Origin of the sequence: Sanguibacter sp. A247 (assembly GCF_052324925.1) — a bacterium.
Lineage (GTDB): Bacteria > Actinomycetota > Actinomycetes > Actinomycetales > Cellulomonadaceae > Flavimobilis.
This window is the reverse complement of sequence record NZ_JBQPRE010000004.1, coordinates 156,456-181,665: the sequence shown is the minus strand read 5'-3', so window position 1 is coordinate 181,665 and position 25,210 is coordinate 156,456. Positions and strand designations below refer to the sequence as shown.

At 70.7% G+C, this 25,210-nt stretch carries 22 protein-coding genes; 7 read left to right on the top strand and 15 right to left on the bottom strand.

Annotation, left to right across the window (positions count from 1 at the left end):
- Positions 1-9: 9 nt before the first annotated feature.
- On the bottom strand, positions 10-1,239 hold the full coding sequence (gene dusB, locus ACTVCO_RS10940) for a tRNA dihydrouridine synthase DusB (protein ID WP_443728461.1): 1,230 nt from the start codon (positions 1,237-1,239) through the stop codon (positions 10-12).
- A gap of 132 nt (positions 1,240-1,371) precedes the next feature.
- Complete coding sequence (locus ACTVCO_RS10935; protein WP_443728460.1) at positions 1,372-2,760, bottom strand: glycine--tRNA ligase; 1,389 nt, start codon at positions 2,758-2,760, stop codon at positions 1,372-1,374.
- Positions 2,761-2,934: 174 nt separating this feature from the next.
- On the opposite strand from ACTVCO_RS10935, the gene ACTVCO_RS10930 reads away from it, so the two are divergent.
- The 5 genes from ACTVCO_RS10930 to ACTVCO_RS10910 are packed head-to-tail and all read left to right on the top strand — an operon-like array spanning position 2,935 to position 6,797.
- The gene (locus ACTVCO_RS10930) at positions 2,935-3,984 is read left to right on the top strand and encodes a metal ABC transporter substrate-binding protein (protein WP_443728459.1); all 1,050 of its coding nucleotides are present in this window, start codon (positions 2,935-2,937) and stop codon (positions 3,982-3,984) included.
- Positions 3,977-4,831: a metal ABC transporter ATP-binding protein gene (locus ACTVCO_RS10925; protein WP_443728458.1), complete on the top strand. Its 855-nt coding sequence runs from the start codon at positions 3,977-3,979 to the stop codon at positions 4,829-4,831. Before ACTVCO_RS10930 ends, ACTVCO_RS10925 begins: the two co-directional genes overlap by 8 nt.
- 1 nt (position 4,832) lies before the next feature.
- Positions 4,833-5,732, top strand: coding sequence for a metal ABC transporter permease (locus ACTVCO_RS10920; protein ID WP_443728457.1), 900 nt, complete (start codon positions 4,833-4,835; stop codon positions 5,730-5,732).
- 10 nt (positions 5,733-5,742) lie between these two features.
- Positions 5,743-6,144 (top strand): Fur family transcriptional regulator, encoded by a 402-nt coding sequence (locus ACTVCO_RS10915; RefSeq protein ID WP_443728456.1) that lies wholly within the window; start codon positions 5,743-5,745, stop codon positions 6,142-6,144.
- A complete protein-coding gene (locus tag ACTVCO_RS10910; protein ID WP_443728455.1) occupies positions 6,141-6,797 on the top strand; it encodes a DedA family protein in 657 nt (218 codons plus the stop codon). Before ACTVCO_RS10915 ends, ACTVCO_RS10910 begins: the two co-directional genes overlap by 4 nt.
- Here ACTVCO_RS10910 and ACTVCO_RS10905 read toward each other — a convergent pair.
- From ACTVCO_RS10905 to ACTVCO_RS10860, 10 genes are all read right to left on the bottom strand, one after another.
- Entirely contained in the window at positions 6,794-7,624 is an 831-nt protein-coding gene (locus ACTVCO_RS10905; RefSeq protein ID WP_443728454.1) for an isoprenyl transferase, read from the bottom strand. The two genes, ACTVCO_RS10910 and ACTVCO_RS10905, sit on opposite strands and share 4 nt — an antisense overlap.
- A gap of 54 nt (positions 7,625-7,678) precedes the next feature.
- Positions 7,679-8,449 (bottom strand): DNA repair protein RecO, encoded by a 771-nt coding sequence (recO, locus tag ACTVCO_RS10900; RefSeq protein WP_443728453.1) that lies wholly within the window; start codon positions 8,447-8,449, stop codon positions 7,679-7,681.
- Between the two features lie 75 nt (positions 8,450-8,524).
- Positions 8,525-10,300 (bottom strand): 2-isopropylmalate synthase, encoded by a 1,776-nt coding sequence (gene leuA, locus ACTVCO_RS10895; protein ID WP_443728452.1) that lies wholly within the window; start codon positions 10,298-10,300, stop codon positions 8,525-8,527.
- A gap of 272 nt (positions 10,301-10,572) precedes the next feature.
- Positions 10,573-12,870 carry a variant leucine-rich repeat-containing protein gene (locus ACTVCO_RS10890; RefSeq protein ID WP_443728451.1) on the bottom strand — a complete coding sequence of 766 codons (2,298 nt, stop codon included), beginning with the start codon at positions 12,868-12,870 and terminating at the stop codon, positions 10,573-10,575.
- Positions 12,871-12,927: 57 nt separating this feature from the next.
- Positions 12,928-14,946 (bottom strand): DUF7937 domain-containing protein, encoded by a 2,019-nt coding sequence (locus ACTVCO_RS10885; protein ID WP_443728450.1) that lies wholly within the window; start codon positions 14,944-14,946, stop codon positions 12,928-12,930.
- A gap of 119 nt (positions 14,947-15,065) precedes the next feature.
- Entirely contained in the window at positions 15,066-16,625 is a 1,560-nt protein-coding gene (locus tag ACTVCO_RS10880) for an alpha/beta hydrolase family protein (RefSeq protein ID WP_443728449.1), read from the bottom strand.
- A gap of 2 nt (positions 16,626-16,627) precedes the next feature.
- Complete coding sequence (era, locus tag ACTVCO_RS10875) at positions 16,628-17,536, bottom strand: GTPase Era (protein WP_443728448.1); 909 nt, start codon at positions 17,534-17,536, stop codon at positions 16,628-16,630.
- Positions 17,533-18,816, bottom strand: coding sequence for a hemolysin family protein (locus ACTVCO_RS10870; RefSeq protein WP_443728447.1), 1,284 nt, complete (start codon positions 18,814-18,816; stop codon positions 17,533-17,535). Before ACTVCO_RS10870 ends, era begins: the two co-directional genes overlap by 4 nt.
- Positions 18,813-19,265: an rRNA maturation RNase YbeY gene (gene ybeY, locus ACTVCO_RS10865; RefSeq protein ID WP_443728446.1), complete on the bottom strand. Its 453-nt coding sequence runs from the start codon at positions 19,263-19,265 to the stop codon at positions 18,813-18,815. Before ybeY ends, ACTVCO_RS10870 begins: the two co-directional genes overlap by 4 nt.
- Complete coding sequence (locus ACTVCO_RS10860) at positions 19,262-20,386, bottom strand: PhoH family protein (protein ID WP_443728445.1); 1,125 nt, start codon at positions 20,384-20,386, stop codon at positions 19,262-19,264. The genes ybeY and ACTVCO_RS10860 overlap by 4 nt, the downstream gene beginning before the upstream one ends.
- Positions 20,387-20,600: 214 nt before the next feature.
- Here ACTVCO_RS10860 and ACTVCO_RS10855 point away from each other — a divergent pair, with 214 nt between their 5' ends.
- A complete protein-coding gene (locus ACTVCO_RS10855) occupies positions 20,601-21,080 on the top strand; it encodes a Gmad2 immunoglobulin-like domain-containing protein (RefSeq protein WP_443728444.1) in 480 nt (159 codons plus the stop codon).
- Positions 21,081-21,101: 21 nt separating this feature from the next.
- Here the strand turns inward: ACTVCO_RS10855 and ACTVCO_RS10850 are convergent, their stop codons facing one another.
- The 3 genes from ACTVCO_RS10850 to hrcA are packed head-to-tail and all read right to left on the bottom strand — an operon-like array spanning position 21,102 to position 24,119.
- Complete coding sequence (locus tag ACTVCO_RS10850; RefSeq protein WP_443728443.1) at positions 21,102-21,869, bottom strand: 16S rRNA (uracil(1498)-N(3))-methyltransferase; 768 nt, start codon at positions 21,867-21,869, stop codon at positions 21,102-21,104.
- A gap of 44 nt (positions 21,870-21,913) precedes the next feature.
- Complete coding sequence (dnaJ, locus tag ACTVCO_RS10845; protein ID WP_443728442.1) at positions 21,914-23,026, bottom strand: molecular chaperone DnaJ; 1,113 nt, start codon at positions 23,024-23,026, stop codon at positions 21,914-21,916.
- Positions 23,027-23,084: 58 nt separating this feature from the next.
- Entirely contained in the window at positions 23,085-24,119 is a 1,035-nt protein-coding gene (hrcA, locus tag ACTVCO_RS10840; RefSeq protein ID WP_443728441.1) for a heat-inducible transcriptional repressor HrcA, read from the bottom strand.
- 154 nt (positions 24,120-24,273) lie between these two features.
- Here hrcA and ACTVCO_RS10835 point away from each other — a divergent pair, with 154 nt between their 5' ends.
- Complete coding sequence (locus ACTVCO_RS10835) at positions 24,274-25,137, top strand: DUF3097 domain-containing protein (RefSeq protein WP_443728440.1); 864 nt, start codon at positions 24,274-24,276, stop codon at positions 25,135-25,137.
- Positions 25,138-25,210: the final 73 nt, after the last annotated feature.

The following is a 25,210-nucleotide window of genomic DNA, read 5'->3' as shown; positions in this document are numbered from 1 at the left end:
GACGTCGCGTCAGCCTCCCGAGACCGCGAGCTCCGCCTCGAGAAGACGGGCGCGGAAGTCGTCATCGAGCTCGCGCGAGTCAAGCCAGCCCTCGGGCAGGTGCGGGGTCTTCGGGGTGCCCTGACGCCCCCGCGTGCCCTCCGCGGCCTCGCCCGGGTAGGGCGCGTCAAGATCAAGCGCGTCGAGCAGCGTCCGCAGCTCAGCGAGCGACGACACCATCGCGAGCGCGCGGCGCGCGTCGCCACCGACCGCATAGCCCTTGAGGTACCACGCCATGTGCTTGCGCAGCTCCCGCGTGCCACGGCCCTCGTCACCGAACTCCTCGACCATGAGCTCGCCGTGCCGCATGATCGTCTCGGCGACCATGGCCAGCCCCGGACGCAGGCGGTCCGGACGGCCCGCGAAGGCTGCCGCGAGGTCGTGGAAGAGCCACGGCCGCCCCTGACATCCCCGTCCGACGACGACCCCGTCGCAGCCCGTCGTCCGCACCATCTCCAGGGCGTCCTCGGCCGACCAGATGTCCCCGTTGCCCAGCACCGGGATGCTCCGCACCGTGCGCTTGAGCTCGGCGATCGCGGACCAGTCCGCGCGGCCCGAGTAGTGCTCTGCGGCCGTACGCGCGTGCAACGCGACCGACGCGACGCCGAGGCCCTCGGCGAGAAGCCCCGCCTCAAGGTACGTCTCGTGATCGGCGTCGATCCCCTTGCGCATCTTGATCGTCACCGGAACGCCATAGGGAGCGGCGGCCTCGACGGCCGCGCCGACGATGCTCGTGAACAGCTCGCGCTTCCACGGGAGCGCAGCCCCGCCACCCTTGCGCGTCACCTTGGGGACGGGACACCCGAAGTTGAGGTCGACGTGATCGGCACGGTCCTCGCCGGCGATGATGCGCACGGCTGCAGCGACGGTCGCCGGGTCGACACCGTAGACCTGCGCCGAGCGCACCGCCTCGTCGGGCTCGAACGTGACGATCCGCAGCGACTCCTCGTTGCGCGCGACGAGCGCGCGCGACGTCACCATCTCCGCGACGTACAGCCCCGCGCCATGCTCGCGGCACAGGCGTCGGAACGCGCTGTTCGTCACGCCCGCCATGGGCGCCAGGACGACGGGCGTCTCAACCGTGTGAGGCCCGATCTGCAAAGGCGGCAGGACGGCGCCACCCGGCCCGGCGGTCACGGCCGCGCCCTCGGCGCGGAGGGGCGGCGCGGTGGTCGAGGTCGTCGCGGTCATGGCATCCATCATCCCATCGTGCCTCGCGGGCCTCGACGTGGCGTCCGCCACGCGGGGAACGGTGACGTCCGGGAGCGCTCGCGCACCCCGGAACGGCCGAGGGGCCGACGGTATGTCGCCGTCGGCCCCTCGGTCCGTGTCTCAGGCGCCGAGAAGACGCGCCGCGAGGAACGCTTCGACCTGGTCGAGCGCGACGCGCTCCTGCTCCATCGAGTCACGGTGGCGGATCGTCACGGCGTGGTCCTCGAGCGTGTCGAAGTCGACCGTGATGCAGAAGGGCGTGCCGATCTCGTCCTGGCGACGGTAGCGACGGCCGATCGCACCCGCGTCGTCGAAGTCGACGTTCCAGTGCTTGCGCAAGCGGGTCGCGAGGTCACGCGCCTTGGGCGAGAGGTCCGCGTTGCGCGAGAGCGGCAGAACCGCAGCCTTGACTGGCGCGAGACGGTGGTCGAGGCGCAGCACCGTCCGCACGTCGACACCGCCCTTCGCGTTGGGAGCCTCGTCCTCGGCATAGGCCTCGACGAGGAACGCCATGAGCGACCGGGTGAGGCCCGCCGCCGGCTCGATGACGTACGGGAAGTAGCGCTCGTTCTTGGCCTGGTCGAAGTACGACAGGTCCTTGCCCGAGATCTCCGAGTGCGTCCGCAGGTCGTAGTCGGTGCGGTTCGCGATGCCCTCGAGCTCGCCCCACTCCGAACCGGTGAACCCGAAGCGGTACTCGATGTCGACCGTGCGCTTGGAGTAGTGCGAGAGCTTCTCCTGCGGGTGCTCGTACAGACGCAGGTTGTCAGCGTCGACGCCGAGGTCCGTGTACCAGGCCATGCGCGTGTCGATCCACGTCTGGTGCCATTCCTCGTCCGTTCCGGGCTCGACGAAGAACTCCATCTCCATCTGCTCGAACTCACGCGTCCGGAAGATGAAGTTGCCCGGTGTGATCTCGTTGCGGAACGACTTACCGATCTGGCCGATTCCGAAGGGGGGCTTCATGCGGGAGGCAGTCTGGACGTTGGCGAAGTTCACGAAGATGCCCTGAGCCGTCTCGGGACGCAGGTAGTGCATGCCCTCTTCGTTGTCGACAGCGCCGAGGTACGTCTTGAGGAGGCCCGAGAAGTTCTGGGGCTCGGTCCACGCCTCACGCGTGCCGCAGTTGGGGCAGGCGACGTCGGCGAGGCCGTTCTCAGCTGCGCGCCCCTTCTTCTCCTCGAACTCCTCAAGGAGCGTGTCGGCACGAAAGCGCTTGTGGCAGCTCGTGCACTCGATGAGCGGGTCGGTGAAGACGGCGACGTGACCCGACGCCTCCCACACCTTGCGTGGCAGGATGACCGAGGAGTCGATCCCGACGACGTCCTCGCGGCCGCGGACCATCGACTGCCACCACTGGCGCTTGATGTTCTCCTTGAGCTCGGCGCCCAGGGGCCCGTAGTCCCAGGCCGAGCGCGAGCCTCCGTAGATCTCACCTGCCTGGAAGACGAAGCCCCGGCGCTTGGCGAGGGAGATGACGGCGTCGAGACGCTTGGAGGTTGAAGCCACTGGTGATCACTCCGTCTGGAAGGTCGTCGCCACGCATGGCGTGCGGGGCGGGGAACAGCGCTCCCAGCGTAGCGGGCCGCGTGCTGAGGGGCCGCCACCCGGCGCCCGCGGTGTGACGACCACCACGTTCCCGTGAATTGACAATCATTCTCATCATTCTTGAGAATGGAACTCATGAGCTTCTCCGTGCCGTCGCACGCCCGCCGCACCGCACTCGTCGTGACCGCCCTCGTCCCCGCCGCCGCGCTCGCCCTCGCGGCCTGCACCGCCGCCCCCGCCGACGACGGCCGCATCTCTGTGCTCTCCTCGTTCTACCCCCTCCACTACGTCGCGCAGCAGGTCGGCGGTGACCGCGTCCACGTCACCAACCTCACGCCGCCCGGCGGGGAGCCCCACGACCTCGAGCTCGCACCGGCCGTCGTCCGCGACATCCGGGCCGCCGACCTCGTCGTCTACCAGAGCGGATTCCAGCCCGCGGTCGACCAGGCCGTAGCCGACGGCGCGCCACAGCGCACGCTCGACGCAACCGCCGTCCTCGAGGCTGCGCCCCCCGCCACGCCGGCCCTCCCCCGCGACGCGGCAGACGACCACGCGGCGGACGATCACGAGGCTGACGACCACGCGGCGCACGACGAGACGGCCGACGACGACCACGCACCGCACGACGAGACGACCGACGACGGGCACGGTCACGACGGACCCGACCCCCACTTCTGGCTCGACCCCACGCGCCTCGCGCTCCTCGCTCCGGCCATGGCCGACGCACTCTCGGCCGCCGACCCCGCCGGGGCCGAGGCCTACCGCACGAGGGCCGACGCGCTCGTCACACACCTGACCGAGCTCGACGACGCCTTCACCGACGGTCTCGCGTCGTGCACGCACCGCACGATCGTCACGAGCCACGCCGCGTTCGGCCACCTCGCGGCACGCTACGACCTCGCGCAGGTCTCCGTCTCAGGGCTCGACCCCGAGTCCGAGCCCACGCCCGCTCGCCTGCGCGACGTCGCCGCGACGATCCGCGAGGCAGGAGTTCCGACGATCTTCTTCGAGTCGTCCGCGAGCGCCAAGGTCGCCACGGTCCTGGCCGAGGAGGTCGGCGTGAGCACCGCGGCACTCAGCCCGCTCGAGACGCTGACGAACGACGAGGTCGCCGCGGGGGCCGACTACGTCTCGGTCATGACCGCCAACCTCGACACCCTCATGACGGGGCTCGCTTGTGAGTGACGCGACGCAGCCACAGACCTCGCTGCCCATGCCCGCGCAGGCGGCCACCCTCGCCGAGAGTCCAGGGCGCACGGTCCTCGACGTCCGCGGACTCACGACCCACCTGGGTGGGCAACAGATCCTCGGTGGGGTCGACCTCCGCATCACCCAGGGTGAGGTCGTCGCCCTCCTGGGGACGAACGGCTCGGGCAAGTCGACGCTCGTGCGGACGCTCGTCAGAGCCGTCCCGGCGAGCGGCGGTTCCGTCGAGGTGCTGGGCGCCCCGCTCGGGCCGAGCGTGCCGTGGAAGCGCGTCGGATACGTTCCTCAGCGGGTCGCCGTGACGGGCGGCGTCCCTGCAACCGTGCGGGAGATCGTCACGTCGGGCCTGCTCGGTCCGCGCACCCTGCGCAAGCCGAGCGGGTGGCGCGAGCGCGTCGACCGCGCGCTCGAGGCCGTCGGCATGCTCCATCGGCGCGACGAGGCCGTGGCCGAGCTCTCGGGCGGCCAGCAGCGCCGCGTCCTCATCGCTCGGGCACTCGTGCGTGAGCCCGAGCTGCTCATCCTCGACGAACCCGTCGCCGGCGTCGACCAGCCGAGCCAGGAGGCCTTCGCACGTACGCTCACGCAGCTCGTGGCACGGGGTGTCACCGTGCTCGTCGTCCTCCACGAGCTCGGAGAGCTCGACGGTCTCATCACGCGCACTGTGGTCCTCAAGCACGGTCGCGTCGTTCACGACGGCCCCGCCCTGCGGGCCGCGCAGGGGCACGACGACCCGGCACACGACCACCTCCACCCCCACGGCGACCCCGAGCTCGCCGCGTCCGCCGTGGTCCTCACCGACCACCCGTTCTGCGAGGCCGACTGACATGGACCAGGTCATCGACATGCTCTCGACCCCGCTCATGCAGCGTGGTCTGCTCGCGGCCCTGCTCGTCGGGATCGTCGCGCCTGTCATGGGGACGTTCCTCGTCCAACGTCGGCTCTCGCTGCTCGGGGACGGGATCGGCCACGTCGCGCTCACGGGCGTCGCTCTGGGCTGGCTCGTCGGCGCCGCGGTCGGCGCGAGCCCGTCGGACGCGCTCGCCGTCCCCGGCGCGGTCGTCGCCGCGGTCGCTGGCGCAGTCGGCATCGAGATCGTCCGCGAACGTGGCCGGACGAGCGCCGACGTCGCGCTCGCCCTGCTCTTCTACGGCGGCATCGCGGGCGGCGTCATCATCATCCAGCTCGCGGGTGGTCAGAGCTCCAACCTCATGGCCTACCTCTTCGGCTCGATCTCGGTCGTGACGACATGGGACCTCGTCCTCACCGCGACGCTCGCTCTCGTCGTGCTCACGCTCGGTGTGGGTCTGCGCCCCGCGCTCTTCACCGTCTCGCACGACGAGGAGTTTGCGCGCGCGAGCGGCCTGCCCGTCCGCGTGCTCAACATCGCGATCGCGGTCATGGCGGCTCTCACCGTCACCGTCGCGATGCGCGTCGTCGGGCTGCTGCTGGTCTCCGCGCTCATGATCGTCCCCGTCGCGGTCGCGCAGCTGCTCACGCGGTCCTTCGTCACGACGATGCGTCTCGCGATCGGCATCGGCGTCCTGGCGTGCCTCAGCGGCCTCTCAGTGACGTACTGGTGGAACGTCTCCCCCGGGGCCATGATCGTCGTCATCACGATCGGCGCCTACGTGCTCACCGCCCTCGTCCACCCGTTCCTGCGGCGCGGACGCACGCGCCGCGACCCCCACCCTGATCTTCCCGCCGACGTCGTGATGGAGGACTGACGTGCAACGCATGACCCGGCAGCGCCAGGCCGTCTCGGAGGCCCTCGCCGAGATCCCCGAGTTTCTCTCGGCCCAGCAGCTGCACGAAGAGCTCACGTCGCGCGGCGAGGCGATCGGTCTCGCGACGGTCTACCGGACGCTGCAGTCGCTCGCGACCGCGGGCGAGGTCGACGTCCTGCGCCTCACCGACGGCGAGACCGCCTACCGGCGCTGCGCCCGCCGTGAGCACCACCACCACCTCGTGTGCCGCACCTGCGGCACGACCGTCGAGATCGACGGCCCCACGGTCGAGGCCTGGGCTGCGCTCGTCGGTGACTCCCACGGCTTCACCGACATCGAGCACACGATCGAGCTCTTCGGGCTGTGCACCGACTGCTCGCACGGGACCACCCCCGTCGGGCAGGGCTCGTGAGCGGACTCGCGCTCGGCCTCGTCCCCGACGCGTCGACGACACCGTTCATCGGGATGTTCGCGTTCTTCCTCTTCATCGTCGTCGTCCGCACGCAGCTCACCTACTGGCTCGCGCGCGTCCTCACGGAACGCGCTGTCACCCGCGGCACACCACGCAGCAGTGCGCTGCGACGATTCAACGCGTGGCTCACCAACGGCGGCGTCGACTCGGGGATCGCTGCCATCCACCGGTGGGGCATCATCGTCGTCCCGTTGAGCTTTCTGTTCACCGGGACCAAGACCGTCATCAACGCGGCCGCGGGCGTCACCCGCATGCCGTTTGGCCGCTACACCGCAGCCATGCTCGTCGGTTGTCTCACGCATGCGACGATCTACGCGACCGTGGGCTGGGCGGCATGGACCGCCGTCGTCCACGCGGCCGCAGGATCCCCCTGGGCGTTCCTCATCTTCGTCGCCGCCCTCGCGGCGCTCCTCGCCGCCGTCGTCGTCCACCGCCGTGGGCGTCGCGCACGACGCGCACAGCACGACGGCACGGCCGTGAGCGGCGCGCTCGGCGCCGTCCTCGGCATTCACGAGCACGGGGACGCCGCACCCACCCAGCGCCCCGACACCACCGGGGACGAGCGCTCGGCGTCCACCGGGGACGAGCGCTAGGAGCGCGGCTCCCCGTCCGGGGCGCCGCCACCGGGTGCATCGATCGCAGCCCCGTACCGGCGGTCACGGCGCGCATATTCCTCGATCGCGCGCCACAGGACGCGGCGGTCGACGTCAGGCCACGGCTCGGGGAGGAACACGAGCTCGGCGTACGCGGACTGCCAGATCATGAAGTTCGACGTGCGCTGCTCGCCCGAGCTCCTCACGAAGAGGTCGACGTCGGGCAGGTCGGGCTCGTCGAGGTAGCGCTGCACGGTCTTCTCCGTGACCTTCTCAGGGTCGAGGCGGCCCGCTGCGACATCGCGTGCGATGTCGCGCGCCGCGTCGGCGATCTCGGCGCGGCCCCCGTAGTTGACGCACATCGTCAGCGTGCACACCGTGTTGTCACGCGTGCGACGCTCGGCTTCCTCAAGCTCGTTGATGACCGACTTCCACAGGCGCGGCCGGCGCCCCGCCCAGCGCACGCGCACGCCCCACGAGTCGAGGGTGTCGCGCTGCCGGCGCAGCACGTCGCGCGAGAAGCCCATGAGGAAGCGCACCTCCTCGGGGCTGCGCTTCCAGTTCTCGGTGGAGAACGCGTACGCGGAGACGTGCGTCACCCCGATCTCGATCGCCCCGGCGACGACGTCGAGAAGCGCGGCCTCCCCCGCCGCGTGCCCCTCGGTGCGCGGCAGGCCGCGCGCGTTGGCCCACCGGCCGTTGCCATCCATGACGACCGCGACGTGTCGCGGCACGAGGTCGCGCGGCACGGCGGGGACGACGGCGCCCGACGGGTGCGGGGCGGGCCGCTGGGGTGTGCGGACGGCGGGCTCGGGCGTGCGTGCCATCGGGAGAGGTCCTCCGGTCGGGTGCGGCGAGGTGGGGATCCTCGCGAGGGAACGCTACCGCGTGGGGGCGGCCCCGTTGGGGCGCGACGCGGACGCATCACGCTCGACCATGCGCATCGACCGTAGCGAACGTTCGAGGTGGTACTGGCTGTAGGCCGCGACAAGCCCGGCCGCCTCACGACGCGTCCGGGCGTCGGCGCGACCTGCGACCACCCAGTCGCCCTCGAGCAACGCGGCGAGCAGCTCGAACGTCTCAGGGGCGGGCGCGGGTGATCCCGGCGGCCGGCACGCGGGGCACACGGCGCCGCCGTGCGCGACCGAGAACGCGCGGTGCGGACCGGGTTCGCCGCAGCGACCGCAACGGGTGAAGCTCGGTGCCCACCCGGCCACCGCGAGAGCCCGCACGAGGTAGGAGTCGAGGAGCAGACCGGGCTCCTGGCGATGCTCGCTCAACGCGCGCAGGGCGCCGACGAGGAGCCAGAACTGCTGGACCGACGGCTCACGCTCGTGAGCGACGATCCGGTCGGCTGTCTCGAGCATGACGGCGCCCGCCGTGTACAGCCCGTAGTCGTCGCAGATGGGCCGGGCGAACGCACCGATCGTCTCGGCCTGCGTGACGACGTCGAGGCTGCGCCCCTCGTGGAGCTGGAGGTCGACGTACATGAACGGCTCGAGCCGGGCACCGAAGCGCGAGGACGTACGGCGTACGCCCTTGCCGACCGCGCGCACCTTGCCGTTCTCGCGGGTGAGCAGCGTGATGATGCGGTCCGCCTCACCCAGCTTCTGGGCGCGCAGGACCACTCCTTCATCGCGGTAGAGAGGCACAGTGCCATCCTCCCCCATGCCACCGACACGCCCGGGCCCGGTCCGCTCGAACCGGACCGGGCCCGGGCGGACGCCTCACGCGACGGTGCGTCCCGCGCGGTTGAGTGCCGAGATGATGGCCTTGAGCGACGCCGTCGTGATCGACGGGTCGATCCCGACGCCCCAGAAGACCTCCTCGTCGACCTCGCACTCGACGTACGCGGCGGCCGTCGCATCGCCGCCCTCGGACAGAGCGTGCTCGGCGTAGTCGAGGACTGCGACCTGCACGTCGATCTGCGCGAGCGCGTCGACGAACGCCGCGATGGGACCGTTGCCGTGGCCCTCGAGCGTGCGCTCGACCCCGTCGTCGACGAGATCGACCGCAATCGTGTCGGGTCCGTCCTCGACACTCGTCGCACGCGTGCCACGCAGCGCGAAGCGGCCCCACTGCTCGTGCGGCCCGTCGGGCGTCGCGGGAAGGTACTCGTCAGCGAAGATCGACCAGATGTCGTCGCCCGACACCTCGCGGCCCTCGCCGTCAGTCACACCCTGGACGACGCGTGAGAACTCGATCTGGAGCCGACGGGGCAGGTCGAGATGCCGCTCCGACTTGAGGAGGTACGAGATGCCCCCCTTCCCGGACTGGGAGTTCACGCGGATGACGGCCTCGTACGAGCGTCCGAGATCCTTGGGGTCGATCGGCAGGTACGGAACCGCCCACACGAGATCATCGATAGCCACCCCCTGCGCCTCAGCGCGCGCCGCCATGTCGTCGAGACCCTTCTTGATCGCGTCCTGGTGCGAGCCCGAGAACGCGGTGAAGACGAGGTCGCCCGCATAGGGGTGCCGTTCGTGGACGCCGATCTGGTTGCAGTGCTCGACGGTCCGGCGAATCGTGTCGATGTCGGAGAAGTCGATCTGCGGGTCAACACCCTGGCTCAGCATGTTCATGCCGAGCGTGACGAGGTCGACGTTGCCCGTGCGCTCGCCGTTGCCGAAGAGGCAGCCCTCGATACGGTCCGCTCCCGCGAGGTAGCCGAGCTCGGCTGCCGCGACGGCCGTCCCCCGGTCGTTGTGGGGGTGGAGCGAGAGGATGACGTTCTCACGGTGGGCCAGGTGACGGCTCATCCACTCGATCGAGTCGGCGTAGATGTTCGGGGTCGCCATCTCGACCGTCGCGGGGAGGTTGATGATGACCTTGCGCTCGGGTCGCGGCTCGAGAACCTCGAGGACCGCATTGCACACCCGGACCGCAACCTCGAGCTCAGTGCCCGTGTAGGACTCGGGAGAGTACTCGTAGAACACGGCCGTGTCGGGGATCGTGTGCTCGTACTTGCGGCAGAGCTTGGCACCGTCGACCGCGAGCTCGGTCACCCCCGCCTCGTCGGTGCGGAAGACGACCTCACGCTGGAGGATGGACGTCGAGTTGTAGAGGTGGACGATCGCCTGCTTGGCGCCCACGAGCGACTCGTACGTCCGCGCGATGAGGTGCTCACGTGCCTGGGTGAGCACCTGGATGACGACGTCGTCGGGGATGTGCCCGCCCTCGATGAGCAGCCGCACGAAGTCGAAGTCGGTCTGCGAGGCCGACGGGAAGCCGACCTCGATCTCTTTGTAGCCCATCTCGACGAGGAGCGTGAACATCGCGAGCTTGCGCTCAGGGTTCATGGGCTCGATGAGCGCCTGGTTACCGTCGCGCAGGTCGACGGCGCACCAGCGTGGTGCCTTCGTGATGGTCCGAGACGGCCATGTGCGGTCCGGGAGGTCGACCGCGATGTGCTGCGCGAAGGGCACGTACTTGTGGACCGGCATTCCTGAGGACTGCTGGGTGCCGCCGGGGAATCCGTCGTGCGAGGGGACGTGGGTGTTCATCGTTGGTCCTTCGTCTGGTGCTGCTCAGCGGGGGTTGCCGGTCGGCACACCAACCACCGCGACGAGGAACCGACCGGTCAGGCCTCGTCGCGGCAGCGAAGGAGCAGCAGATGCTGCGCAGCACGGCGCACCTCGCCACTGTACTCCGCGACCCGCGGGCGTTCGCAAGGTCGTCCGAGAATCGGGACGCAGGCCCGCACGCCACAGCCCGCCGCAGCGACCCAGTGGTCGGTGCGGCGGGCTGTGAGGAGGGTGACGCCGGGCTCAGCGCGTCACGGACACGTGAGCGACTCGTAGCGCACGCCATCCTGGTCGATCGACTCAGGTGCGTTCTCCCCTGCGTTGTCCATCGCGGCGATGCAGAAGGTGCCCTTGGGTGCGTCGAGCGCCACGATCATGACCGTGACCTTCGGGGACACGACGTAGCCACCCTCCGCGAGAACCTGTGCGCCCGCGTCCTCGATCGAGGGCTCAGCGCCCGCGTTCTCCACGAGGTAGGTGGCGACGCTTATGCGTGCTCGCGCGAGGTCCTGGGCGAGACTCACGGGCGCCTCGGGCTCGTCGCGCGGGCCCTCGTCCGTGACGACGTCGCCCAGATCGGTGCCGATGTCGCCCAGGTCGGTGCCGAGGTCACTGAGATCGCTGAGATCGCCGAGGTCGGGCGCAACTCCGGCGGAGCCGAGATCGGGAATCGCGAGCCCCGGCGTGCCCATGCCCGGAAGACCGCCGAGCAGGCCGAGCCCGCCTCCGCGTGAGAGCTGCTCGGTGAGCGCGACCGCCGCGTCGGCAAAGAGCGGCTGCGCCGCGAGGTACTCGGACAGCGCCTTCGTCTGGGACTCGAGCCATGCGGGGTCGTTGATCTTGCCCGACTTCGTGAGCGCCTGCGTCGCCTCCGAGACCGCACCGGCGGCCTCGACGATCGTCTCGGTCGGGCTGACGAACCACCGACCGTCCTCCTCGACCGCCACGAGGTGCGCGTCAGCCAGGCCAAAGTCTCGCGCGAGCGGGGCTTCGTCGAGGCAGAACGTGCCGCTTCGATCACTGCTCGGCTCGTGCCCCGTCAAGCACACGCCGTCGAACGTCACCGAGGTGCCTTCAGTTGGCTCAGTGATCTTCAGTCCCTTGGGAGCGAGGGCAGCACGGCCGTCCGCGCTCTCGATCTCGGTGAACGTCCCCTCAACCGTGACGCTCGCCGGGAAGGTCTCTCCCTGCGGGGCATACACCGAGAGCACTCGTCGCTCAGGGAGCGGAAGTGCGCTGATGACCTGGTCGACCTTGCCCGACAGCGCCGCCTGGACGAGCCCGTCGGCTGCTGCCACGGGCGAGTCGAACGAGGCCCCGAGGCCGTCGCCCAGCATCGTCCCGCGTGGTGTCGTCGTGCCGCTCGAGACGTAGGCCGCCTCGCCCACCGACAGGTAGGGGCTCACGTACCACGCGTCGTTCTCCTCGACGGTGACGACGAAGACGGGCTGGCCCTCACGGGCGAGGTCGGCGAAGTTGCCCGTCGCGGGAAGCGCCTCATCGATCTGCGCCAGCATCTCGGGACGAAGCGTCGCCGGGTCGAACTCTTCGCCCTCCAGACCGCTCGAGAGCAGTCCGCTCAACTCGGGGTTCTGCGCGAGCATCTGCTCGAAGAGCGCGATGAGGCTGTCGGCGATCTGTGCGGGGTCGCCGTCAACCGTGATCGTTCCCGCGGTGACCTCAACCTTCGCGAGCCCCTTCTGGAGGTCGGTCGAGGTCGTCGTCACACCCTCGGTCGTGAACGTCAGCGTGTCGAGGATGTCGGTGTACGCCTTGATCCCCGTCGCGGACGAGTCGCTCTCAGCGAGCGACTCGTCGAGAAGGCTCTTGAACGAAGACACCTCGGCGGGGGACATCGCCCCGAGCATCGCGAGGGCATCCTTCTTCTCGAGACCCGCGACGAGCTGCTCGAACGCCGCCGCAGGGGTCTCGGACCCGTTGACCTTGTCGAGGACAAGCTCGTTGACGGCGAACGCCGCGCCAGCGAGGACGACAGCCGCACCCGCGACAGCGCCCGCCACGACGAGCCCCTTGCGGCGACGGCGCGGCGTCACAGGAATCTCGTCACCAAAGGTCGCCGACCCATAGGCCGCAGCCCCAGGGCTGGAGAAACCGAAGGCGGTTCCCGACGGGTCGGTGAAGCTGCCACCGCCCGCGACGGGTGCACTCGCTTGCGGCGTCGTCCCCCACTGCTGCACGGGCCCGGGCGACGCGTCCTGCGGCGCCCAGCCCATCTGCTGACCCGACGACTGCTGCGAGGTCACGGCACCGGGTCCGGGCTGCCCGTACCCGGCCACGCCCCCGTATGCGGGGGGCGGCGACTGGTACGCAGCAGCCTGCGACACGTCGGTTCCCTGCCCGCGCCCGTCGATGGCCGCGACAACAGCGGGGTCGCCGAGGCCGCGGAGCCAGTCGAGCAGAGCCGGGTAGGCCTGCGGGTGCCCCGCCACGTGAACCCGCAGGTCCGGACGGTACGTCGCGATCTCAGCGAGCTCGGCCGGAGGGGTCGACGGGTCAAGGGCGCGATCGCGCGCAGGGTCCAGATTCACAGCGTGTTCCCCCTGTTGAGTGTGCGCGTCCGCGTCACACGATCTCGTTGGACGACTTCAGACTGCTCGCGAGCGTAGCGCCTCGTTGACCTCGGCGTCACCCAGCTGCCCCAGCCAGTCGACGAGCGCCGGGTACGTCGACGGATTGAGCGCCAGGGCGGCGCGCAGCGTCGGCGCGTCCTGTGCGATCTGGGCAAGCGTCGTCGCAGGCGTCTGCGGGTCGACGGCGGTTGCCCAGGTGAAACCCGCCTCGGTGCGCGTGGAACGGTCCGGGACCGGCGCGCTCCCCTGCTCGGCCGAGGCCTCGGCCGAGTCGAGACGAAGCACCTCGGTCACCTGGTCCCCGGCAGGCACCCCACCGCTCGCCGACGCAGCGGGCTGCGGAGCCACCGCAACCTCGGGAGCGACCGCCTGCGGAGCCACCGCAACTTCGGGAGCGACAGGCTGCGCGGCGATGGGCTCAGAGTGGACCGGCTCAGCGTGGACCGGCTCGGAGTGGACTGGCTGGACCCCCGCGGGAGCAGGGGCGGGAGCAGACTGCTCGGGCGACGGGTCAGAGAACTCAGACGCGGGGAACTCAGGCGCGGGGGCATGCTGCGGGTACCCGTGAGGTGCGGACGGTGCGGACGCCGCCGACGGTGCGGGGCGCGACGCGGCAAGCGCTCGTGCGCGCGGCTGCCAGACGAACGCCGCCGTGCTGCCGTCGGGACGCGGGGTCGCGGGATTCGCTGCCAGGTGCTCGCGCACCGCGGCCGGGACCGTGAGGGAGACAAGGACGGCGACGGGAAGGCCGACGCCGACGACGAGCGCGAGGAGCGATGCGTGCCACGACGGGATGATCGACCCGGCCTCGTCGAGGCGAGAGACGACCACGAGGACGATGCCCAGCCCCAGCAGTGCGATCGTCGCCGCGAGCGCGGGGCGACGAGCGTCGGCCGGACGGCCCACAAGCATCGAGCGCACCTTGAGCGCCAGGCCGCCGAGGACGAGCGCGATGACGGCGCCCGGAAGCAGCGCGCCGAGACCGAGGGAGTTCTCGTCAAGAGCCACGAGGACCGTCGCGACCGCGAACAACGCGGAGAAGAGACCGAGCAGACCGAGCAGGCCACGGGCAGTGACGAACCAGCCGATCGCAGCGTCACCCTCGGACCGAGCGCCACGGACGACCGCGGGCGAGGTCGCAAGAACTGCAACCGCTCCGAGGAGCCAGAGGCCATAGCCCAGGCTCGCAGCCGCCATGATGACGTGCGTGTCACCGCGCTCAGCGGTCACCAGGGTGCGCACGGACTCGATCGCGGCGCCGCTCGAGTCCGAGGCCGCGAACAGCGCTGCAGCCCACGTGGCCGCGACGACGACGGACGCGCGCCGCCACAGGGCCGACCGCTTGAGCCCCGCACCGATGGCCGGCACGACGAGCGCGGCCACGACAAGCACGGTCGCCAGCGCCATGACAAGGATCGGGCCGTCGAGCTGGTCGAGATCGCGCATCTTCCCCGAGACGGAGAGCCGCTGGACGACGATGAGCGCGAGCCACGCAACAGGAGCAAGCACCGCGAGGACACCGGCGAGCGTCGTCACGTTGCGCCACGAGGCGGTGACAGCACCGTCGAGCTCACGCGGACCAAGCTCAGAGGAGCGGGGAACCGCGGCGAGCGCAGCAGCCGTCAGTGCCATACCGACACCGGCACCGACACCGGACTGCCCGTCGACGCTCAAGGCGTCGAGGACAACCTGAGCGAGCGCCGCGGCAACAGCGGGGAGGGCGAGCAGCACGCGCGCGCGGCGCGTCGTGTGCACGGTCCACGACGACGGGATCGCACCCAGGCGCGTGATGTACGGAAGGACGAGCGCCACGACGAGAAGGAGGATCGACGCGAGCGCCCACGGCACGGCCGAGGCTCCGCCCGCGACGCTCCACGGGAGCTGCAAGGAGACGATGACGGCGAGGACCCCGAGGAGGTCGCGCGCGTAGTCGGCGCCCGTCATGTTGCTGAACCGCTCCCGGATCCCGGTCGCGGCCGTCGGGCCCGCCTCAGCAGAGCCGTCCAGCGGCATGCTGCCCACGTTCTCGTCCATGTGGAAGTCCTCCTCTGTCTGCCACGCCCGCACGGCGTGCACGACCAGACGTGCCCCAAGCACGTCCGGGCCAGAATCTACCGTGACCCAACCTTGACCGCCCGCCGAACCGTGGGTTGTCAGATTCCGAGCTGGTAGACACCCCAGTACGCGAGCAGGAGCACGACGACCGCGGTCCCCACGAGCGTCATCACTGCTGCGGCGCGATCCCACCTGCCATGCACGAGCGCAGGAGGAACGGCCACGCCGTCGTCCATCGCGGCGCGGCGCGCTGCTCGGTGGTCGACCGCGCGTTCGATGAGCACGGCCGCAGCGACGAGAGCTGCGACCCCCACGAGCCGGACCGCGAACCAGCCGCCCCAGACGACCCACGCATCACGCTCGTACTCGACCGCGAGGCGTGCGATCGCCACGAGGTAGGCGACGAGGCCCCCGAGCGTGCCGAGCGCGAGGACCGGCAGCACGACAAGCTGCCGCGCGACGACCCGGTCGGTCACACCTCCGCCCAGTCGCTGCGGTCCCCCGCGTCGTCGCACGAGACGCACGACGCTCCCCAGGAGCCCGCCCGCGCACACCAGCCCGATCCCGACGAAGAAGATGACGAGCACCGTGTCGCCCGACCCGAACCAGTGCGGCGCAGGGACGTCGAGCGCGAGATACCGCTGGGTCGGCTGCGCCCCGGCGACACGTGGTGCCTGCCCGCCCGTCCCGGGCAGCCCGAGCACCCATCCGGTGAGATCGTCGACGAACCCTGGTGCGAGCTCACCGTCAACCTTGATGCCGTGGTTGGCGCCGCCGTAGAACCGGACGAGCACGTCACCGTTCCCGGCGGTCGTCAGAGCCGCGAGGATGTCGCGCGTGCCCTGCACGACGGGCATGGAGAAGTCGTCCGTCCCGTAGACGACGAGAACAGGCATGTGCAGGGCAGGGAGGTAGGGGTCGACGTCGAAGTCCGCATAGTCGATCCCGCCGCCGGGCAGCTCCATGCCGACGGCACGCGGAATCGCACGGAACACCGACTCGGGCACCCCGGTGTTGCGCAGATACGTGTCGACCGCGAACGCGGCCTGCGCGCGCGGCGGCACGACGGGTGCCGAGACGAGGACGACGAACGCGAGCGTCGGGTCGTCGCGAGCCATGATGGGGGCGATCCACGTGCCCTCGGACTCCGCATAGACCCCGACGCGGTCGGGGTCCACCGACGGCATGGCTCTCAGGTAGGCGACCCCGGCCTCGTAGTCGCGCGCCATCTCTGTGTAGTCGCGGTGACGCAACGACGAGAACTCGGGACGTTTCGCGGGGATGAGCGTCGTGACCCCCGCGCTCGCGAGCGCGACCGACTGAGCGACGAACGACTCGTCGGCCTCCTTCGTGCCAGCACCGTGCACGAACGCGACCCCCGGCGTGGCTCGGACACCTGCGGGGCTCCGGATCGTCGCGTCGACCTCGTCGCCGCCGATCAGGAGCACGACGTTCGTCACCGCGACGTCGTACGTCCCGACTGGTGCGACGTCCTGCGCGCCCGTGATCGCGGTGTCCGCGACACCTACCCGCAGCTGGTCAGGGAGCGGAACCGGGTCCCACGACGGGCCTGCGACCGCGCCGATGAGCGCGAAGAGCACGACGAGAGCGGCCGTCGTCGTCGCCGTCCGACCCCAGCCTCTGCGCTCCCGAGCCACCGTCAGAAGCCCAGTCGACCCAACTGCTTGGGATCGCGCTGCCAGTCCTTGGCCACCTTGACGTGCAGGTCGAGGAAGACCTTCTGACCGAGAAGACGCTCGATGCCCGTGCGGGCCTGCGTACCGACCTCGCGCAACCGTGAGCCGCCGCGGCCGATGATGATGCCCTTCTGGGAGTCGCGCTCGACGAAGAGGTTGACGCGCACGTCGACGACGCGGCCGTCGGGACGCGGCGTGATCTCGTCGACGACCACCGCGAGCGAGTGCGGCAGCTCGTCACGGACCCCCTCGAGCGCAGCCTCACGCACGAGCTCGGCGACCATGACGGCCTCGGGCTCGTCGGTGAGCTCACCGTCCGGGTAGAGCACGGGGCCCTCGGGGAGGTGCCCCACGAGAACCTCGGTGAGCTCGGCGACCTGGAACCCGTCGCGTGCCGAGACGGGCACGACGTCGTCCCACTCCCCGAGCGCAGCGACCGCGAGGAGCTGCTCGGCGAGCTGCGCGCGGCTCACGGTGTCCGCCTTCGTCACCGCGAGCACGACGGGCGTGCGTCGTCGCCCCGTCATGAGCGGGGCGAGCTCGTTCGCGATGAACCTGTCACCTGGCCCGACGGTCTGGTCGGCCGGGATGCAGAACACGACGACGTCGACCTCGGAGAGCGTGTCGCGCACGAGCGCGTTGAGCCGCTCGCCGAGGAGCGTCCGCGGGCGGTGGAGCCCGGGAGTGTCGACGAGGATGAGCTGCGCGTCGTCGCGGTGGACGATGCCACGGATCGTGTGACGCGTCGTCTGCGGTCGGCCCGACGTGATCGCGACCTTCTCGCCGACGAGCGCATTGGTCAACGTCGACTTGCCGGCGTTCGGACGTCCGACGAGGCAGGCGAAGCCGGAGCGGTGGTCGGAGGCAGTCATGCGTCGGTCCTTCTGTCTGTGGGTGCAGGCCGGTCGGCGTCAGGCGCCTCCGGGGCGAGCTCGAGCCGGTTGACGAGAATCGAGGAGACACGCTTTCGACGCCCCTCGACCCGCTCGGCGACAAGGTGGAGTCCCGCGACGTCAGCACGCGACCCGAGCAGAGGAACCCTGCCCAGCGCCTTGGCGAGGAGTCCGGCGACCGTGTCGACGTCGTCGTCGGTCACCTCGATCCCGAGGAGCTCCGAGAGGTCCCACAGGCTCGTCCGTGCGGGAACGCGGAAGAGCCCGGGCGAGACCTCGACGCACTCGGCCGCCGCGCGGTCGTGCTCGTCCGTCAGCTCCCCGACGATCTCCTCGATCGCGTCCTCGATCGTCACGAGGCCCGCCGTCCCGCCGTACTCGTCGATGACGAGGGCCATGTGCGATCCCGCCGTCTGCAAGTCACGCATGAGGTCGTCGGCAGGCTTGGACTCGGGAACGAAGTGAGCCGGCCGCATGATGTCGGCGACCACACCGTCCTCCTCGGCGCCCTCAACCTGAAGCCGCGCGACGACGTCCTTGAAGTAGACGACCCCGCGCACGTCGTCCTCGGACTCGCCCACGACGGGGATGCGCGAGAAGCCTGAGCGCAGGAACAGCCGCAGGCCCGCCCGCAACGGCGTCCCGGCGGGGGTCGTCACCATGTCGGTGCGAGGAACCATGACCTCGCGCGTGAGCGTCGAGCCGAGTCCGAACACCGAACGGATGAGCTCGCGCTCCTCGGCCTCGATGACCTCGGACTCGTTGACGCGGTCGACCATCTCACGCAGCTCGTGCTCAGAGTGCTCGACGTTCGCCACGGGGGTGCGGTCGGTCCCGACGGCCCAGCCCGCGAGCGTGCGCGAGACAGCGAGGAGCCACGACAGCGAGGTGAGGACGCGCGCCGGGTGGTGGCGGCCGAACGAGCGCGGGCTCAGCCGGACGAGAAGGAGCGCCACGAGGGTCGAGACGACGACCGCGAGCGCGAGCACCTGCCACGACACGTCGAGCATCTCTTCGAGGAGGAGCGTGATGCACGCCGTCGCGGCCATCTCGGCGAAGATCCGCAGGAACGACGCCGCGGACGCCGTGCGGCGCGGGTCGTCCATGAGGCGTTCGACGCGTCCCGCGCGCGGACCGCCGTCCGCGACGATGTGCGCGATCGACGCACGCGTGACACGCAGGACCGCGGTCTCGCCGGCGCTCAGCAGAGCCGCGACGACGATGCCGAGGACTGCGAGGACGAGGAGGAGACCCGTCATCGGGAGGCGAGGAAGGTCAGCAGGAGGTGCCGCTGGAGCGCGAACATCTCCTTCTCTTCCTCGGGCTCGGCGTGGTCGTAGCCGAGCAGGTGGAGGATCCCGTGCGTCGTGAGGAGGAGCATCTCCTCCTCGGTCGAGTGTCCGGCGGTCGTGGCCTGCTCGGCCGCGACCACGGGGCACAGGACGACGTCTCCGAGCAGCCCCGCGGGCGTCGGCTCGTCCTCCGTCCCGGGACGCAGCTCGTCCATGGGGAACGAGAGGACGTCGGTCGGTCCCGGCTCGTCCATCCACTGCACGTGGAGGTCGGTCATGACGTCGGTGTCGACCATGAGGATCGAGAGCTCGGTCTGCGGGTGGACATGCATCGCGTCAAGCACGAAACGTCCGATCGCGGCGAACTCGGCCTCGTCGACCTCGACCCCGGACTCGTTGTTGACCTCGATCGTCATGATCGCCTCTCGGTGCGCCCCGGACCTTGCCGGGAGGTGGCGGACCCGCGCGTCGCGGGTCCGGGCTGGGTGACGTCCCAGCGTGCGTAAGCCTCGATGATCTCACCCACGAGCCGGTGCCGGACGACGTCCTGGCTCGTGAGGTGGCAGAACTCGACGTCGTCGACACCGACAAGGACGTCCTCGACGACCTTGAGCCCGGAACGCACGCCGCCAGGCAGGTCAACCTGCGTCGTGTCTCCGGTCACGACCATCGTCGAACCGAAGCCGAGCCGCGTGAGGAACATCTTCATCTGCTCGGGCGTCGTGTTCTGCGCCTCGTCGAGGATGACGAACGCGTCATTGAGCGTTCGCCCGCGCATGTAGGCGAGGGGCGCAACCTCGATCGTCCCGGCCTCGAGCAGCCGCGGGATCGAGTCAGGCTCGAGCATGTCGTGCAACGCGTCGTAGAGCGGGCGCACGTAGGGGTCGATCTTGTCGTTGAGCGAGCCGGGCAGGAATCCGAGGCGCTCACCCGCCTCGACCGCAGGCCGGGTAAGGACGACGCGCGAGACCTTGTGGTCCTGCAGCGCCTGGACCGCCTTGGCGACTGCCAGGTAGGTCTTGCCCGTTCCGGCCGGGCCGATCCCGAACGTGATGGTCGACGCGTCGATCGCGTCGACATAGCGCTTCTGTCCGACGGTCTTGGGCCGCACCGTCCGGCCGCGCGAGGAGACGATGTCGACCGTGAGGACGTCCGCGGGCCGGGCGCCGCCCGGCTCCGTGAGCATCGCGATCGACCGCGCAACGACGTCGGGCCCGAGCGGCGTTCCCGTCGCGATGACCTCGACGAGCTCGTCGACGAGCCGGACCGCGAGCCCCACGTCACCTGCGGGCCCCGACACCGTGATCTCGTTGCCGCGCACGAAGAAGTCGACCCGTGCGAAGCCGGCCTCGAGCGCACGCAGAACCGTGTCGCTCGAGCCGAGCAGGGCGACCATGGAGACCTGGGCGGGTACGACGATGCGATGCTCGAGGCGCGCCTGGCCTCGCGTCCGAGGAGCGTCGTCGGCCGGGGTCGGAGGCGTGCCGGGGGTGTGCCTGCCGCGGCGGGCAGCGGGGGTATGTGTGCGATCGTCCATGAGACGCGGGTGCGATTGACCTTCCGGGAGCTCGCGGCGCCGAGAGGCACCGCCCGACAAGTCTACCGAGATGCCGCGCGACGCACGTCGTGTCTCGTCCACGTCTCGCCGAGGTCTCGGCTCGGCCACGATGTCCGGCTCGATGCGCGAGGCGCACGGCCCGCGGGCGACGATGGAAAGGATCCCATCGACCGACCCCGAAAGGCTCCACCTGATGCGCCGCCGTACCCCTGTGATCCTCACCCTCGTCGCGGCCGCCGCGCTCGCGACAGGCTGTTCGTCAGGGGACGCGCAGGCACCGGCTCCGGCCGTGCAGTCGTCACGGGTCTCGAGCGCAGCGCCCACGTCGGCCTCCCCCAGGACTCCGCTCGTCACCGTGACCCCCGCGGTCAACGACACGACCGTCGTGGCCACACCGCTCGAGGACTCGGTCGTCGCAGGCCCGTCGATCGAGGTGACGGGCGAGGCCACCGCCTTCGAGGGCAATCTCTCGTGGCTCGTCTACCCCGCGGACGGCAGCGCCGACAACCCGGCCCAGCGCGGCGCGACGATGACGGGCGCCAACGGCGTCATCGGGCCCTTCTCGTTCGTCGTCGAGCTCGAGCCCGGGACGTGGGTCGTCCAGGTCTTCGAGGAGAGCGCGAAGGACGGCACCCCGCTGCGCCCCGTCGCCGTGACGTTCACGGTGTCCTGACGACGCTCCGCCCCAGGGTGCTCAGCCCCAGCGCCCCAGACGCTGCGCGAGCAGCGCAAGTGCCACCGGGCCGGCGGTCGACGTCCGCAGGACGTGAGGACCAAGCAGAACCGTCTGCGCCCCGGCGTCCTCAAGCTCCGTGAGCTCGTCGGACGCGATGCCGCCCTCAGGCCCGACGACGACAAGAACCTCCGCGCCCACACCCTCAGCCGGAAGGCTCGCCCCCGCGAGCGGCCGCTCGGCCGACTCGTGGAGAACCAGAACCGCACCCCCGGCCGCGACGACCGCGCGAGCGCGCGCGACGAGACCGGTCGTCGTCACCGACTCCTCAACGGGCGGGACGTGCGCGCGACGCGACTGCTTCGACGCCGTCCGCACCGTCGCGACCCAGCGGGCACGAGACTTGGCGGCACGGTCGCCACGCCACACGACGATCGACCGCGACGCCTGCCACGGGATCATCGCATCCGCACCGACCTCGGTCGCCGCCTCGACAGCCATCTCGTCGCGGTCGCCCTTGGCGAGCGCCTGGACGAGCACGAGCGCCGGGCACGCCACAGGCTCGCGGACGACCTCGTCGACCACGAGCCGCACCTGCGACTCGTGCACCGACTCGATCGTGCAGCGCGCTCGCACGCCCGCTCCGTCGACGACGTCGACCGCCTCGCCCGCGCGGCGCCGCTGGACGACACCCGCGTGACGCCCCTCAGGGCCGTCGAGCACGTAGTGGTCGCCCGCAACGAGACGATCGATTCCGGACGCCTCAGCGAGAAAGACGGGTGCGCTCATGGGCCCTGACCCTAGCCTCTTCCCGACGACGGCGACGCAGTCGCTCAGCGTCCGGCGAGCTTGTCCTTGAGCCGGCTCAGGACACTCGGGTGCGCGGCCGCAACCTTCGCCTCGGGACGTTCCTCACCGCGCAGCGACGCGAGCGCGCGCAGCAGCTCCGCCTGCTCCTCGTCGAGGTCGTGAGGAACCCGCACGTCGATGTGGACCGCGAGGTCGCCGCGGCCCCCGACGTGGAGGTGACCGATGCCGAGACCGTCGAGCGAGACGACATCACCCGGCTGCGTCCCGCGCGGAAGCGTGACATCACGCATGCCGTCGAGCGTCTCGAGCTCGATCGTCGTCCCCAGCGCAGCCGCCGTCATCGGGATCTCGAGCGTGCAGTGCAGGTCGTCACCGCGGCGGATGAAGACCGCGTGCTTGCGCTCCCGGATCTCGACGTACAGGTCGCCCGCGGGGCCACCGGCCGGACCGACCTCGCCCTGACCCGACATCTTGATGCGGGTGCCCGTGTCGACGCCCGCAGGGATGTCGATCGTCAGCGTCTGGCGCGTCCGCACACGACCTTCGCCCGCGCAGTCGACGCACGGCTCAGGGATCGTCGTGCCGTGCCCCTGGCACGCGGCGCACGGCTGGGTCGTCATGACCTGACCGAGGAACGAGCGGGCAACCCGCTGGACCGAACCACGGCCCTGGCACACGACACACGTCTGGACCGACGTTCCCGGGCGCGTGCACGCGCCACCGCACGTCGTGCAGACGCGCGCGGTGTCGACCGTGACCTCCTTGCGGGCCCCGAACGCGGCCTCCGCAAGGTCGATGTCGATGCGCAGGAGCGCATCTTGGCCGCGGCGCGTGCGCGGCACAGGCCCGCGCTGGGCCTGACCGCCGCCGAAGAACGTCTCGAAGATGTCCTGGAAGCCGAAGCCGCCCGCCTGGCCGCCTCCGGGTGACGATGGGTCGGTGCCCATGTCGTAGGACTGGCGCTTCTCGGTCGTGCCGAGCACCTCATAGGCGCGCGTGACGTCCTTGAAGCGATCGGCGCCCTCCTCACCGGCAACATCCGGGTGGAGCTCACGCGCCAGCTTGCGGTACGCCTTCTTGATCTGGTCCTGCGTCGCGTCGCGCGGCACACCGAGAATCTCGTAGTAGTCCGTCACAGGGGTTCTTCCTGATGGTGGGTGGAACGGTCAGGGGCGGCGGCTCGCGCCGACCCGGTCACGTCGTGATGATGCGGGTGAGGTAGCGCGCGACCGCACGCACCGCGGCGATCGTCTGCGGATAGTCCATGCGCGTCGGGCCGATCGAGCCAAGGAGCGCGACCGAGTCGCCCTCGGCGCCGTACCCCGTCGTCACGACCGACGTCTCGCTGAGCCCGACGTGCGGCATCTCATGGCCGATGCGCACGGCGACCCCCGAGGCGTCCTCGGTCATCTCCGTGAGGAGGCCGAGAAGCATGACCTCCTCCTCGAGCGCCTCGAGAACCGGCCGGAGCGCGTGCTCGAAGCGCATCCCGGTGCGGGCAAGGTTCGACGTGCCCGCGAGGACGATGCGCTCATCCGATTCCTGGCCGAGCGTGTGCACGAGAAGCTCTGAGATCTCGCGCAGCAAGGGCCGCTCGGACGCGACGAACTGCTCGGGAAGGGCCGCGAGCGCCGAAGTGACCTCGGGGAGCCGCCTGCCGAGGCAGGCCGCGTTGAGGCGGGCGCGCAACGTCGCGAGAGCGCCCTCGTCGACATCCGCGGCCAACTCGAGCGTGCGTTGGACGACGCGACCCGTGTCCGTGATGACGACGACGAGCAGCCGCGCCGGACCGGCGGGCACGAGCTCGATGTGGCGCAGACCCGAACGGCTGAGCGACGGGTACTGGACGACGGCGACCTGCTGCGTCAGGTGAGCGAGCAGCCGCGAGGCACGGATGATGACGTCGTCGAGGTCGACGGCGCCGTCGAGGAACGTCGTGATCGCACGACGCTCGGGCTGCGACAGCGGCTTGACCTCGGCGAGACGGTCGACGAAGAGGCGGTAGCCCTTGTCCGTCGGGACACGCCCGGCCGACGTGTGCGGCTGCGCGATGAGCCCCTCTTCCTCGAGAACCGCCATGTCGTTGCGGATCGTCGCGGGTGAGACGCCGAGGCGGTGCCGCTCAGCGAGGACCCGGGAACCCACTGGCTCGCGGGTCACGACGTAGTCCTCGACGATGGCCCGGAGCACGTCGAGGCGGCGGTCAGCTGCCGTTCCGTACGTCGACATCGTGCGCCTCCCCTCTCCTGGCTCCACCCCGGAGCGATTCGCACTCTCGGGCTTCGAGTGCCAATCCTACCCGCGACCACCGACAGTCCGTCAGCGACCCGCGCCACACACGCCGCTCCCCGCCTCCCCCGCGCGTCCGCCGTAGGGTGTCGGGGTGCACGACCGCTACGGATCCAATGTCCTCGGGGGCGACCCGACCGCCCACCACCGCCGTCGACCCGTGTCCCGACCTGTCGCCGCCGAGCGCGGCCTCGTCGTCGAGGAGGTGACGACCGGCTGGGTGGGCGCGGTCGTGCGAGTCGAGAAGTCCGGCGGCATGCACGTCGTCGAGCTCGAGGACTCCCGCGGACGGACCCGAACGTTCCCGCTCGGGCCCGGGTTCTGGATCGACGGGCAGCCCGTCCGGCTCGAAGCACCCGTGACCTCACGCGCCCCGCAGGCGCCCGCGCGGACGGCCTCGGGCTCGGTCGCCGTCCACGGCGGCCGCGCACGCGTCGCACGCGGCGCCCGGATCCTCGTCGAGGGTCGCCACGACGCCGAGCTCGTCGAGCGCGTGTGGGGCGACGACCTGCGCGTCGAGGGCGTCGTCGTCGAGCTGCTCGACGGGGTCGACAACCTCGCGGACTACCTCGCCGACTTCGCGCCGGACCGGTCACGTCGCATCGGCGTGCTCGTCGACCACCTCGTCCCCGGGTCCAAGGAGCAGCGCATCGCCGACGCGGTGCAGGCGCGCGCTCCGCGCGGAACCGTCAAGATCGTCGGGCACCCCTACGTCGACGTGTGGCAAGCGGTGAAGCCGGCCCGCGTCGGCCTCGACGCCTGGCCCCAGATTGACCGGTCGGTCGAGTGGAAGGTGGGGATCCTGCGGCATCTCGGCTGGCCGCACGCCGAGCAGGCTGACGTCGCGCAGGGCTGGAAGCGCATTCTGGGAACCGTGCGTTCCTGGACCGATCTCGAGCCCGAGCTCATCGGACGAGTCGAGGAGCTCATCGACTTCGTCACCGAGCCCGAGAGCTGACACACGCTGCTCGCGGTCCCACGACGACGCCGGCCCGGCACCCTCATGGGGTGCCGGGCCGACAGGGTCGTTC